Origin of the sequence: Comamonas sp. UBA7840, assembly GCF_002501455.1 — a bacterium.
Taxonomy (GTDB): Bacteria; Pseudomonadota; Gammaproteobacteria; order Burkholderiales; family Burkholderiaceae_C; genus Comamonas; species Comamonas jiangduensis.
In genome coordinates this window covers 51668-64595 of the sequence record NZ_DLTI01000041.1, presented here as the reverse complement: position 1 = coordinate 64595, position 12928 = coordinate 51668, and the positions used below count along the sequence as shown (strand labels likewise).

9 protein-coding genes and 1 other RNA gene are annotated in these 12928 nt (G+C 58.3%); 4 read left to right on the top strand and 6 right to left on the bottom strand.

Annotation, left to right across the window (positions count from 1 at the left end; translation table 11 throughout):
- Positions 1-100: 100 nt before the first annotated feature.
- From rpsA to gyrA, 6 genes are all read right to left on the bottom strand, one after another.
- Positions 101-1783 (bottom strand): 30S ribosomal protein S1, encoded by a 1683-nt coding sequence (rpsA, locus tag B3R00_RS15045; RefSeq protein WP_219162042.1) that lies wholly within the window; start codon positions 1781-1783, stop codon positions 101-103.
- A 183-nt stretch (positions 1784-1966) separates the two neighbouring features.
- A complete protein-coding gene (locus tag B3R00_RS15040) occupies positions 1967-4012 on the bottom strand; it encodes a bifunctional 3-phosphoshikimate 1-carboxyvinyltransferase/cytidylate kinase (protein ID WP_286999695.1) in 2046 nt (681 codons plus the stop codon).
- 26 nt (positions 4013-4038) lie between these two features.
- A complete protein-coding gene (locus B3R00_RS15035) occupies positions 4039-4944 on the bottom strand; it encodes a prephenate dehydrogenase (RefSeq protein WP_286999694.1) in 906 nt (301 codons plus the stop codon).
- Between the two features lie 12 nt (positions 4945-4956).
- Entirely contained in the window at positions 4957-6057 is a 1101-nt protein-coding gene (pheA, locus tag B3R00_RS15030; protein ID WP_284214643.1) for a prephenate dehydratase, read from the bottom strand.
- Positions 6058-6187: 130 nt separating this feature from the next.
- Positions 6188-7294 carry a 3-phosphoserine/phosphohydroxythreonine transaminase gene (gene serC / locus B3R00_RS15025; protein WP_286999693.1) on the bottom strand — a complete coding sequence of 369 codons (1107 nt, stop codon included), beginning with the start codon at positions 7292-7294 and terminating at the stop codon, positions 6188-6190.
- 114 nt (positions 7295-7408) lie between these two features.
- Positions 7409-10111, bottom strand: a complete 2703-nt coding sequence (gyrA, locus tag B3R00_RS15020; RefSeq protein ID WP_286999692.1) for a DNA gyrase subunit A — start codon at positions 10109-10111, stop codon at positions 7409-7411.
- Positions 10112-10348: 237 nt separating this feature from the next.
- On the opposite strand from gyrA, the gene ompA reads away from it, so the two are divergent.
- The 4 genes from ompA (at position 10349) to ssrA (ending at position 12846) form a co-directional block, all read left to right on the top strand.
- Complete coding sequence (ompA, locus tag B3R00_RS15015; protein ID WP_219162036.1) at positions 10349-10984, top strand: outer membrane protein OmpA; 636 nt, start codon at positions 10349-10351, stop codon at positions 10982-10984.
- Between the two features lie 80 nt (positions 10985-11064).
- Entirely contained in the window at positions 11065-11778 is a 714-nt protein-coding gene (ubiG, locus tag B3R00_RS15010) for a bifunctional 2-polyprenyl-6-hydroxyphenol methylase/3-demethylubiquinol 3-O-methyltransferase UbiG (protein ID WP_286999691.1), read from the top strand.
- Complete coding sequence (locus B3R00_RS15005; RefSeq protein WP_286999690.1) at positions 11775-12455, top strand: HAD family hydrolase; 681 nt, start codon at positions 11775-11777, stop codon at positions 12453-12455. Before ubiG ends, B3R00_RS15005 begins: the two co-directional genes overlap by 4 nt.
- Before the next feature lie 12 nt (positions 12456-12467).
- Positions 12468-12846, top strand: a transfer-messenger RNA (tmRNA) gene (gene ssrA / locus B3R00_RS15000).
- The last annotated feature ends 82 nt before the right edge of the window (positions 12847-12928 follow it).

Below are 12928 nucleotides of genomic sequence, written 5' to 3'. Positions count from 1 at the left end.
TCATCCCAAGAACGGTACTTGGAAAAAACGACGGGCGCTTTGACAGCGCCCGCCGGGGGTCTTGGAAACTGCTCAATCGTGAGCAGTTGTCAAAGACTTATTACTTGTCGGCGTCCAGCTTGGCGCGCAGCAGAGCACCCAGGCTGGTTGTACCGGCATTTTCCTTGGAGGACTGAGCCGACAGGGAAGCCATGGCTTCTTGCTGTTCAACCATGTCCTTTTGCTTGATGGACAGCTGGATGTTGCGGGTCTTGCGATCCACGTTGATCACCACAGCAGTCACTTCGTCGCCTTCCTTCAGGACGGAACGAGCATCTTCCACGCGATCGCGGGACAGCTCGGACACGCGCAGGTAACCCACGATGTCGTCGCCCAGATCGATTTCAGCGCCCTTGGCGTCCACAGTCTTGACCTTACCGGTCACGATCTGGCCCTTGTCATTCACGGTAGTGAATGTGGTGAAGGGGTCGCTGTCCAGTTGCTTGATGCCCAGGGAGATGCGCTCGCGCTCGACGTCCACGCCCAACACGATGGCTTCAACTTCTTGGCCCTTCTTGTAGTTACGCACGGCGGCTTCGCCGGTTTCGTTCCAAGACAGGTCAGACAGGTGCACCAGGCCGTCGATACCGGCAGCCAGACCCACGAACACGCCGAAGTCGGTGATGGACTTGATGGGGCCCTTCACGCGGTCGCCGCGCTTGGTGTTCTGTGCAAAGTCTTGCCATGGGTTGGCCTTGCATTGCTTCATGCCCAAGGAGATGCGACGCTTGTCTTCGTCGATTTCCAGAACCATGACCTCCACCTCGTCGCCCAAAGACACGAGCTTGGAGGGAGCGATGTTCTTGTTGGTCCAGTCCATTTCGGAAACGTGCACCAGGCCTTCGATGCCGGGTTCCAGTTCCACGAATGCGCCGTAGTCAGCGATGTTGGTGACCTTGCCGAACAGGCGAGTAGCGGAGGGGTAGCGACGTGCAACGCCCATCCATGGGTCGTCGCCCATTTGCTTCAGACCCAAGGACACGCGGTTCTTCTCGGTGTCGAACTTCAGGATCTTGGCCATGATTTCTTGGCCAGCTGTCACCACTTCGGATGGGTGACGCACGCGACGCCATGCCATGTCGGTGATGTGCAGCAGACCATCGATGCCGCCCAGGTCCACGAACGCACCGTATTCGGTGATGTTCTTGACCACGCCTTGCACGATAGCGCCTTCCTTCAGGGTTTCCATCAGCTTGGCGCGCTCTTCGCCCATGGAAGCTTCCACCACAGCGCGGCGGCTCAGCACCACGTTGTTGCGCTTGCGATCCAGCTTGATGACCTTGAATTCCAGGGTCTTGTTTTCGTAAGGAGTCAGATCCTTAACGGGACGTGTGTCGATCAGCGAACCGGGCAAGAATGCGCGGATGCCGTTGACCAGCACAGTCAGGCCGCCCTTGACCTTGCCGGAGGTGGTGCCGGTCACGAATTCGCCAGATTCCAGCGCCTTTTCCAGCGACAGCCAGGAAGCCAGACGCTTGGCGGTGTCACGCGACAGGATGGTGTCGCCGTAGCCGTTTTCAATCGAGCCAATGGCAACGGACACAAAGTCGCCCACTTGCACTTCGATTTCGCCCTGGTCGTTCTTGAATTCGTCGATTGGCACATAAGCTTCCGACTTCAAGCCAGCGTTCACCACCACGAAGTTGTGCTCAACGCGCACAACTTCAGCGGTAATAACTTCGCCGGGACGCATTTCAGTGCGTTGCAACGATTCTTCAAATAGGGCGGCAAAAGATTCAGACATGTAGTTCCTTGTCCGCGTACAGGTTTCCGGTAGCACGATTGCTGCGCGTTTTTATGGCTGTAAGCGGAGGTTGCAGGTAAAAAGCCTGCGGGGTTAAAGGTTAGACAACCGCAGCACCAGTGCGTCAACGGCGCGAATGTGGTGTGCGGGCCAGGGCCAGGGCCAGTTTTCTCTCTCCAGTGCTTACGCGCTGGCGGTAAAAGGCTGGCGTTGCTCCCACCACGTCAACACCTGTTGCACGGACCCATCGATCGTGCCGCTGGAGTTGTCGAGGTAAAGAGCATCTTCGGCGGGCTTCAGGGGCGCTGCTGCGCGATGCATATCGCGCGCGTCGCGAGCCTGAAGATCCGCCAAAAGGTCTGCCATATTAGCAGAAAGCCCTTTGGAAATCAATTGCTTGTAACGCCTTTCTGCGCGGCATTCGGCGGTGGCCGTCAAGTAGACCTTCAAAGGCGCATCTGGGAAGATGACGGTGCCCATGTCACGGCCATCGCCCACCAGGCCGGGCAACCGGCGGAAATCGCGCTGCACTTGCAGCAGCGCTTGGCGCACTGCCGGGAAAACGGCCACGCGCGAGGCATTCATGCCGGCTTCTTCGGTACGGATTGCCAAGGAGATGTCATTGCCATCGAGCAGCACACGGTGGTCTGGCGTGAAGGTAATAGCCTTGCTGCGCACAAGGTCTGCAATGGCTGGGGCGTTGGTCTCTGTGATGTCGATGCCTGCGCGCGAAGCTGCCAGTCCGGTAATCCGGTAAAGCGCGCCAGAGTCCAGCAGCGCAAAGCCCAGTTTTTCGGCCACAAGGGCGGCGATGGTGCCTTTGCCCGAGGCAGTAGGGCCATCGATGCAGATGACAGGTGCGGGTTGGGAGGCTTGGGACACGCTGAACAATGCTTCGAAATAGTCCGGGAAGGTTTTGGCTACGCACTTTGGATCTTCAATGCGTACGGGCAGCCCTGCGGGGTTGAAGGCTGCCAGCGAAAAGCACATGGCCACGCGGTGGTCGTCATAGGTGTGGATGCTGGCGGCTTTCCAATCCACAGGTGATGCAGGTGGCGTAATGCGGATGAAGTCTTGGCCTTCCTCCACGGTGGCGCCCAGTTTGCGCAACTCGCAGGCCATGGCGGCGATGCGGTCAGTTTCTTTAACGCGCCAGCTGGCAATGTTGCGCAGCGTGGTGGTTCCATCGGCGTACAAGGCCATGGCAGCCAGCGTCATGGCGGCATCGGGGATGTGGTTGCAATCGAGGTCAATTGCCTTGAGGGGCCAGACGCCGCGCGCGATGTGCAGCCAGTTGGGGCCGCTGGTCACCTGGGCACCCATGGCCTGGGCGGCTTCCACAAAGCGGATATCGCCCTGGATGGAGTCTTTGCCCACGCCCAGCACTTGGATGCCATTTTGCGAAGCATTTTGGCTGCTATCGCACGCTGTTATTGCGCCAAGTGCTATGAAGTAGCTAGCGGACGAGGCGTCAGCCTCGACGTGGATATCACCGGGGGACTGGTAGCGGCTGCCTGCGGGGATCACAAAGCGCTGCCAGTTGTCGTTGCGCACCGTAATACCAAAGCGTGCCAGCAACTCCAGCGTGATGTGGATGTAGGGCTTGGAGATCAGCTCGCCCACTACTTCAATGGTGATTGCGCGGTTTGTGGCCAGCAGTGGCAGCGCCATCAGCAGCGAGGTCAGGAACTGGCTGGAGACATCGCCACGTACCTGAATGGGGGCATCACTGAGCTGGCTGAAGTCGGGCTGGCCGATGTGCAGCGGCGGAAAGCCCTCGTTTTTCAGGTAATCAATCTTGCAGCCCAGCTGGCGCAGCGCATCGACCAGGTCGCCAATCGGGCGCTCGTACATGCGGGGAATGCCCGTCATCTCAAAACTGCCCCCCAGCACCGCCAAGGCAGCCGTCAGTGGGCGCATGGCAGTACCAGCGTTGCCTAAAAACAGCTGGCCCCGAGCGTTGTTGGGCAAAAAACCGTCGATGCCGGTAATGCGCAGCGGCTGGCCCGCAACCACCGCAGAAGGTTCCACCACGCAGCCCATGTGCTGCAAGGCTTGGAGCATGACGCGGGTGTCGTCGGAGTCGAGCAGGTCGTGCACGGTGGTGGTGCCTTGGCTCAAAGCCGCCAGCAGCAGCACGCGGTTAGAGATGCTCTTGGAGCCGGGCAGCTGTACGCTGCCGCAGGCCGAGGCCAGGTGTGGAAGGTCAAGGAAAGCGGTGGTGTACATGCGCAAACAGGCAAAAAAAGAGGGGGTCAGGCGGCGGCGGGGTCGGGCGCGCCATGGGCAGCAGTTTGCGGCGCATTGAAGCGGCATTGCGCGCGTGCTGCGCTGGCCAAGGTAATCATGTCTTCCAAGGCCTGGGCATTGTCCGATTGCAGCACGTCTTCAAAAGCTTGCACGGCGTGCTTGAACTGTGCGGCTTGGGCCAGCACCTCGGTTTTGTTGGCCAGCAAAATGTCGCGCCACATCTTGGGGTCGCCCGCTGCAATGCGGGTGAAGTCACGAAAGCCGGGGCCTGCAATGCTCAGAAAGGCATCTGCTTGCGGCTGGCGCATCACGCTTTGCATCATGGCAAACGCCAGCATATGGGGCAGGTGGCTGACGGCGGCAAAGGCTGCGTCGTGCGTCTCGGGGGACATCACGCGCACATCGCATTCCAGCGCCGTCCACAGCGCCTGCGCTTTGTGCAAATGGCTGGTGAGGGTGCGCTCGGTGGGGGTCAATATGACTTTGGCGCCCCGGTACAAGTCGGCATCGGCATGGGCTACGCCTGCCACTTCTTTGCCGGTATTGGGGTGGGCGGGCACAAAACTGGCGATCTGGTTGCCCAGCGCATTGCGTGCCGCTTGCACGACGTCGCCTTTGGTGGAGCCGACATCCATGATCAGCATCTGGGGCGTGACCAAGTGCTTGATGGATTTGAGTGTGGCTGCGGTGGCGCCCACAGGCACGGCCAGCAGCACCAGGTCGGCGCCGGCAGCGGCCAGCAAGGCCGAGGGCGCTTCCACATCAATCACCCCCATTTGCAGGGCGCGGGCAGTGGTGGTGGGGGACTTGCTGTAGCCCACGACACGTTGTACCAGGCCTGCTTTTTTCAAAGCCAGTGCAAACGAGCCGCCCATCAGGCCGCAGCCAATCAGTCCTAACTGTTCAAACATGGCGCAGCGTCCTTAAGCCGGGGTCGGGTAGGTGCCCAGCACTTTGTAGAACGCCGACAGCGCTTGCAACTCGCTCAGTGCCGCCGCCACGTTGGGCTGGGCGGGGTGGCCTTCCAGGTCAATGTAGAAGTAATACTCCCACTGGCCGGTGCGCGCGGGGCGCGATTCAAAACGCGTCATGGACACGCCGTGCGTCTTCAGAGGCACCAGCAAATCGTGCACGGCGCCGGGGCGATTGGGCACGGAGATGACCAAGCTGGTGCAGTCCTTGCCGGTGGGCGCGGGCGTGGCCAGCGTGTGCGGCAGGCAGATGATGGCAAAGCGTGTGCGGTTGTAGGCGTCGTCCTGAATCGCGTGGCTGACGATGTGCAGGCCAAACTGCTGCGCGGCGCGTTCGCTGCTGATGCCGGCCCAGGTGGGGTTTTGTGCAGCCAGACGTGCGCCTTCGGCGTTGCTTTCGACCGGTCGGCGCTCGGCGTGCGGCAGGTGCTGGGACAGCCAGGCGTGGCATTGCGCCAGGGCCTGGGGATGTGCGGCCACCACCTCAATCCCTTCCAGCGTGTTGGTGCTGCGCAGCAGGTGGTGGCGTATCAGCAGGCTGACCTCGCCCACGATGTGGCAAGGCGTGTTGCGGAACATGTCGAGCGTGCGGTTCACCACGCCCTCGGTGGAATTCTCGACGCCCACCACGCCGTACTGGGCGCTGCCGGCGGCCGTGGCGTGAAAGACTTCCTCGAAGGTGTTGCAGTACAGAAAGTCTGCCGCGCCACCAAAGTACTGCACGGCGGCTTCCTCGGTAAATGTGCCTTCAGGGCCTAGCACGGCCACGCGTTGGGGCGATTCCAGCGCCAGGCAGGCAGACATGATCTCGCGCCAGATGGCGGCCACGTGCGCGCCTTTGAGCGGGCCGGGGTTATAGGTTTTGATCTTCTCGATCACCTGTGCCACGCGGTCCGGGCGAAAAAAGGTGGAGCCTTCTTTTTTCTTCAGCTCACCCACTTGCTCGGCCACAAGGGCGCGCTGGTTGACCAGCTCCAGCAACTGTTTGTCCAGACTGTCAATCTGGTTGCGCAACTGCAGCAGCTCTGGCGTGGCTTGGGGTTCTGTGCTCATGGCTTCCTCGAAAAAAGCAGAGCAGCTAGCGCTTGTTTTTAAAGGGTTTCAGATAGATTTATGTCTGAAGTCTTTGTGAAGAAAGCGCCGGCAGCTCTTAATTTTGAATGTCTGGTTTGCTGGGTGGGCTTCAGGCGCTGGTGCGCTCAAAGTCTTGCATGTATGCCACCAAAGCTTGCACACCTGCCATCGGCATAGCGTTGTACAGGCTGGCGCGCATGCCGCCGACCGACTTGTGGCCCTTGAGCTGCAGCAGGCCACGCTCCTTGGCGCCTGCCAGGAAAGCCTCGTTGCGGTTTTCTTGGCGCAGGAAAAACGGAATGTTCATGCGCGAGCGATAAGCGGCATCCACCTTGTTCACATACAGCTGGGAATTGTCCAAGTAGCTGTAGAAGAATTCGGCCTTGGCTTGGTTGCGTGCTTCCATCGCGGCAACGCCGGTCAGATCACCTTCGCGCTGGCGCTTGAGCCACTGGAAGGTCAAACCCGCCATGTAAATGCCCCAGGTGGGCGGGGTGTTGAACATGGACTGGTTGTCGGCCACGGTCTTGTAGTTGAAGGCCGAGGGGCAGATGTCCAGCGCGCGGCCCAGCAAATCGTCGCGCACGATGACGATAGTCAGGCCCGCCGGGCCAATGTTCTTTTGCGCGCCGCCAAAGGCCAGGCCCACGCGGCTCCAGTCCAGCGCGCGCGAGGCCACGTTGGACGAAAAATCAATCACCAGCGGCGCATCGCAGCCCAGCGCCTTTAAATCGGGTAACTCCTGGAATTCCACGCCGTGGATGGTTTCGTTGCTGCACAGGTGCACGTACTGCGCATCAGCGCCAATCTGCCAGGTAGAGGCATCAGGCACGCTGGTGAAACCACTGGTTTCGCCGCTGGCGGCCAGCCGGCTGCTGGCGTACTTGGCGGCTTCCTTGTAGGACTTTTGGCTCCAGCTGCCCGTGACCACAAAGTCTACCGCGCCACCTTGGGAGAGATTCAGCGGAACGATGGCGTTTTCAGCCAAGCCGCCGCCTTGCATGAATAGGATGTGAAAATTGCTGGGCACGGCCAGCAACTCGCGCAGATCGGCTTCTGCCGCTTCGTAGATGCTGATGAACTCTTTGCCGCGGTGGCTCATCTCCATCACGCCCATGCCCGAGCCGCCCCAGTTGAGCATTTCGGCAGCAGCTTGCTGCAGGACTTCTTCAGGAATGGCGGCGGGGCCTGCGGAGAAATTGAAAGGGCGGCTCATCGTTCTTACAGTCAAATCACGCGCCAGTGCAGAACATGTCCGCGCTGGCAGCTATCAAAAAAGCTATCTTAGGTGAAAAAACACCCCACGGCCTGCGCAGTGGGGTGTCGTGCTTTATTGCTCGGCGGTGGTATCTGGTGCCGCGCTGTTGTCGGCTTCACCGTCTCCGTCACCTTCTGCATCTGCGCCCGCGGCATCGTTTTCCGCAATGCGCTGCAGGCCAATCAGCTTGGCGCCTTCGTCCAGTGCCATCAGCGTGACACCCTGGGTGGCGCGGCCCATCTCGCGGATCTCGGCGACCCGGGTGCGCACCAGCACGCCCTTGTCGGTGATCAGCATGATTTCGTCTTCGGCAGCCACCAACGTGGCGGCCACGACCTTGCCGTTGCGCTCGGACTGCTGGATGGCAATCATGCCCTTGGTGCCACGGCCGTGGCGGGTGTATTCGCTGATGTGGGTGCGCTTGCCGTAACCGTTTTCGGTGGCAGTTAGCACGCTTTGTGCACCTACCACAGCTCCCTCGGAGCCTTCTGCACTAGGTTCACCTTCGGCTTCTGCGACCAACATCGCGATCACGCTTTGGGTGTCGTCGATGTTCATGCCGCGCACACCGCGCGCATTGCGGCCCATTGGGCGCACATCGTTTTCGTCAAAGCGCACCGCCTTGCCGCCGTCCGAGAACAGCATCACGTCGTGTTTGCCGTCGGTCAGTGCCGCACCAATCAGGAAGTCGCCTTCGTCCAGGCCCACGGCAATGATGCCGGCCTTGCGCGGGTTGCTGAACTCGGTCAGCGCCGTCTTTTTAACGGTGCCCATGCTGGTGGCCATGAAGACGTAATGATCTTCGGGGAAGGTGCGGTTGTCGCCCGTGAGCGGCAGCACTACGTTGATCTTCTCGCCTTCTTGCAGCGGGAACATGTTGACGATTGGGCGGCCACGCGAGTTGCGCGAGCCCGAGGGCACTTCCCAGACCTTGAGCCAGTACATGCGGCCACGGTTGGAGAAGCACAGCAGATAGTCGTGCGTGTTGGCGATAAACAGCTGGTCGATCCAGTCGTCTTCCTTGGTCTGTGTGGCTTGCTTGCCGCGACCACCACGCTTTTGCGCGCGGTATTCGGACAGGGGCTGGCTCTTGATGTAGCCGGTGTGGCTGAGCGTGACCACCATGTCGGTGGGCGTGATCAGGTCTTCGGTCGAGAGGTCTTGCGCGCTGTACTCAATGGTAGAGCGGCGCTCGCCCTTTTTGGACTGACCAAATTCGGCCTTTACGGCGGACAGCTCATCACCAATGATGACGGACACACGCTCTGGCTTGGCCAGAATGTCCAGCAAGTCTTCGATGGTGGACATGATGTCGCGGTACTCGGCCACGATCTTGTCTTGCTCCAGCCCGGTCAGGCGCTGCAGACGCATCTGCAAGATTTCTTGCGCTTGCGTATCGGACAGGCGGTATAGGCCGTCTTGTCCCAGACCGAATTCCTTTTCCAGCGACTCGGGGCGGTAGTCGTCGGCGTTGACCACGCCACCGTCTTCGCGGGTGCGGGTGAGCATTTCGCGCACCAGCTTGCTGTCCCACGATTTTTCCATCAATGCGGCCTTGGCCACCGGGGGGGTGGGGGCGTTGCGGATGATGGCGATGAAGTCGTCGATGTTGGCCAGTGCCACGGCCAAGCCTTCCAGCACGTGACCGCGGTCGCGCGCCTTACGCAACTCAAACACCGTGCGGCGGGTGACCACTTCGCGGCGGTGCTGCAAGAAGACCTGGACCAGATCCTTCAGGTTGCACAGCTTGGGCTGGCCATCCACCAGCGCCACCATGTTCATGCCGAAGGTGTCTTGCAGCTGGGTCTGCTTGTACAGGTTGTTCAGCACCACCTCCGGCACTTCGCCGCGCTTGAGTTCGATCACCAGGCGCATGCCGGACTTGTCGGACTCGTCCTGGATGTGGCTGATGCCTTCAATTTTCTTCTCGTGCACCAACTCGGCCATGCGCTCTTGCAGCGTCTTTTTGTTGACTTGATAGGGCAGCTCATCAACGATGATGGCCTGGCGCTGGCCACGATCGATGTCCTCAAAGTGCACCTTGGCACGCATCACCACGCGACCACGGCCGGTGCGATAGCCTTCCTTGACGCCGTTGATGCCGTAGATGATGCCGGCGGTGGGGAAATCAGGCGCTGGCACGATTTCCATCAAATCGTCCACGCTGGCTTCTGGGTGGTGCAGCAGGTGCAAGCATGCATCCACCACTTCATTCAGGTTGTGGGGCGGAATGTTCGTGGCCATGCCCACGGCAATACCGGCCGAGCCGTTCACCAGCAAATTGGGCAGGCGGGCTGGAAGCGTCAGCGGTTCGCTTTCGGAGCCGTCATAGTTGGGGCCAAAATCCACGGTTTCCTTGTCGATATCGCCCAGCATTTCGTGGGCGATCTTAGACAAACGAATTTCCGTGTAACGCATGGCCGCTGCGCTGTCGCCGTCGACCGAGCCAAAGTTACCTTGGCCATCCACCAGCATGTGACGCAGCGAGAAGTCTTGCGCCATACGCACGATCGTGTCGTACACCGCACTGTCACCGTGCGGGTGGTATTTACCGATCACGTCACCAACGATACGCGCCGATTTCTTGTAAGGGCGGTTCCAGTCGTTGTTGAGTTCGTGCATGGCATACAGCACACGTCGATGCACCGGCTTCAAGCCATCGCGCGCGTCGGGGAGGGCGCGGCCCACAATCACGCTCATCGCGTAATCAAGGTAGCTGCGGCGCATTTCCTCTTCTAGGCTGATAGGCAAAGTTTCTTTGGCAAACTGGGTCATGTAGTTGTGCAGGGTTATGCGATGACGACGAAGTGGATCATTTTAGATGCAATGCATTGTTGCGGCTAGGCAACAACTAATTGGCATTCCGCTTTTGTCCTACCTCAAGGCGTTGCACTAGCGCGCCATTCGAATATTCCGTATGGCACAATGATTTCCAGCGTTCTTGGTGATAGTCACTAATGACGTCCATGAATTTCGCAGCTTGACTGCGGCTTAATCCCCAAGAGGAGAACCATGAAGAAACTGAACAAAGTAGCGATCCTGTTTGCAACTGCGGCTCTGGCTACTGCTGCTGGCGCCCAAGTGAAGGCCGCCGACGGCGGTAAGACCATCGACAACTGGCAAAACGGTACTGGCGAATTGGTCTGGAAGAACGGTACCAATGAGCTGTGCTGGCGCGATGCCAACTGGACACCTGCTACCGCTGCTGAAGGTTGCGACGGTGCTCTGGTGAAGGCTGCTCAACCTGCTCCTGCTGCTGCAGCACCTGCAGCACCTGTAGCTCCAGCTGCTACAGCATCGAAAGTGACTTTCGCTGCTGACGCTTTCTTCGACTTCGACAAATCTGTCCTGAAGCCCGAAGGCAAGGCCAAGCTGGACGATCTGGCTTCCAAGGTGCAAGGCATCAATTTGGAAGTGATTGTTGCTGTGGGTCACACCGACTCCGTGGGTTCCGACGCCTATAACCAGAAGCTGTCCGAGCGTCGTGCTCAAGCTGTGAAGGCTTATCTGGAGTCCAAGGGCATCGACAAGAGCCGTGTGTACACAGAAGGCAAGGGCGAGAAGCAGCCTGTTGCTGACAACAAGACCAAGGATGGTCGCGCAAAGAACCGTCGCGTGGAAATCGAAGTGGTTGGTACACGCAAGTAATCTTTTATAGGTTGCCTCAAAAAAGCCCCGGTGACGGGGCTTTTTCATTTCTGCATTTAAGTCGTAGCACAATCATCACCATGACCGATTTGATCAATGTGGACCCAGCGGAGCTGGAAAAATTCTCAAACCTTGCGCATCATTGGTGGGACATGGACAGTGAGTTCAAACCGCTGCACATGATTAACCCATTGCGTTTGGCTTGGATTGATGAGCATGCGTCCTTGCAGGGTAAAGACGTTCTCGATGTGGGATGCGGCGGAGGCATTTTGGCTGATTCCATGGCACGTAAAGGTGCAAATGTGATGGGCGTAGATTTGGCTAGCAAATCATTGCGTGTTGCACAATTGCACGCTTTAGAAACTGGTACGCCCAATATTCAGTATCGCGAAGTTCCTGTGGAAGAGCTTGCTGCAGAGCGGCCTGCTAGTTTTGATGTGGTGACTTGCATGGAAATGCTGGAGCATGTGCCTGATCCTGCTTCAGTAGTGCGTGCATGTGCCGCATTGGTCAAACCCGGAGGATGGGTGTTTTTCTCGACGATTAATCGCAATATTAAATCGTATGGTCTAGCGATTGTTGCAGCCGAATATGTGCTTAATATGCTGCCTAAAGGCACGCATGAATTTGGCAAATTCATCAGGCCAAGCGAAATGGCTGCGTTTTGTCGCCAGGCAGGTTTAACTGTCACCCATTCCAAGGGTATGCAACATAACCCCCTGACAGGACGCTACTGGCTCAACGAAGACTGTAGTGTGAATTACATGCTGGCGACGCAGCGTCCTCTGGTATGAGTTGGCATTCCGGAGTCATACGTGCCGTGCTGTTTGATCTTGATGGCACATTACTTGATAGCGCGCCAGATTTAGGATTTGCTGCTAATCAATTGCGGATTGTCAGGGGCTTGGATGCTCTTCCACTGTCTCACTATCGACCTTTTGTCGGCACCGGAGCACGTGGTATGTTAAGGATTGCTTTGGGTGTAACACCAGAAGCTTCCGATTTTGAAGCTTTGAAAGAAGAGTTCTTCGTGGCTTATGAGCGTTGCATGGGGCAGCACTCTCAATTATTTGAAGGCGTACCTGCATTGCTGCAGGTTATTCATGATCAAGGACTGTCTTGGGGCATCGTCACCAACAAATCCGAGCGATTCACATTGTCGATAGTGCAAGAAATTGCTGTACTGGCAAAGGCTGGTTCTGTAGTGTGTGGCGACACGACGGCGCACTCCAAGCCTCATCCAATGCCGCTGTGGGAGGCTGCAAAACGCATTGGTCATGCGCCGGAATGCTGCATCTATGTTGGGGATGATGAGCGTGATATGCATGCTGCGCATGCTGCAGGGATGCAGTCTGTCGCCGCTGCTTATGGTTACTTGGGAGCAGGGGGCTTGGCTTCGGTGGCCTCATGGAAGCCCCATGCTGTCATCAATACTCCCCTTGAACTCACGAACTTGCTTGATTTGAATTAGAATCTGATTTATGGGGCTGTCCTGGTTTCGACGTGGGTTCGGGATCAGTGTGGTGCATGTCGAGCTTGAGTTACGCTCGTTAATCTCGATTCAAAAAAACTAACTGCAAACGACGAACGTTTCGCACTCGCCGCTTAAATCCGGTGAGCCTTGCAACAGCATGCTGATGGGCTGGGCAAAGGGGTAGCAATACCTCTCGGCTGCAAGGGAATTTTCATCAGCTGGCTTGGTACCGGGCGCCTTGGTATCGAGCGAGATCTAAGGACGCTGGCTTTGCGTGTAGCGTGTGTCTGCGCGGTATGCAAGGTGAGATTTAAATCAGAACACTAAACATGTAGATCTGCCTGACGAAGGCTTGCGGACGCGGGTTCAATTCCCGCCAGCTCCACCATCCACCACAAGGCCACACAGTGAGAAATCACCGTGTGGCCTTTGTTTTTGCCCGTTTTCTTGTGCTTCGTGGTGCTGAATTC

Bases quoted from the DNA above. Each gene is read 5' to 3' on its own strand.
- rpsA (WP_219162042.1), bottom strand. From the start codon at position 1,783: ATGTCTGAATCTTTTGCCGCCCTATTTGAAGAATCGTTGCAACGCACT.
- B3R00_RS15040 (WP_286999695.1), bottom strand. From the start codon at position 4,012: ATGTACACCACCGCTTTCCTTGACCTTCCACACCTGGCCTCGGCCTGC.
- B3R00_RS15035 (WP_286999694.1), bottom strand. From the start codon at position 4,944: ATGTTTGAACAGTTAGGACTGATTGGCTGCGGCCTGATGGGCGGCTCG.
- pheA (WP_284214643.1), bottom strand. From the start codon at position 6,057: ATGAGCACAGAACCCCAAGCCACGCCAGAGCTGCTGCAGTTGCGCAAC.
- serC (WP_286999693.1), bottom strand. From the start codon at position 7,294: ATGAGCCGCCCTTTCAATTTCTCCGCAGGCCCCGCCGCCATTCCTGAA.
- gyrA (WP_286999692.1), bottom strand. From the start codon at position 10,111: ATGACCCAGTTTGCCAAAGAAACTTTGCCTATCAGCCTAGAAGAGGAA.
- ompA (WP_219162036.1), top strand. From the start codon at position 10,349: ATGAAGAAACTGAACAAAGTAGCGATCCTGTTTGCAACTGCGGCTCTG.
- ubiG (WP_286999691.1), top strand. From the start codon at position 11,065: ATGACCGATTTGATCAATGTGGACCCAGCGGAGCTGGAAAAATTCTCA.
- B3R00_RS15005 (WP_286999690.1), top strand. From the start codon at position 11,775: ATGAGTTGGCATTCCGGAGTCATACGTGCCGTGCTGTTTGATCTTGAT.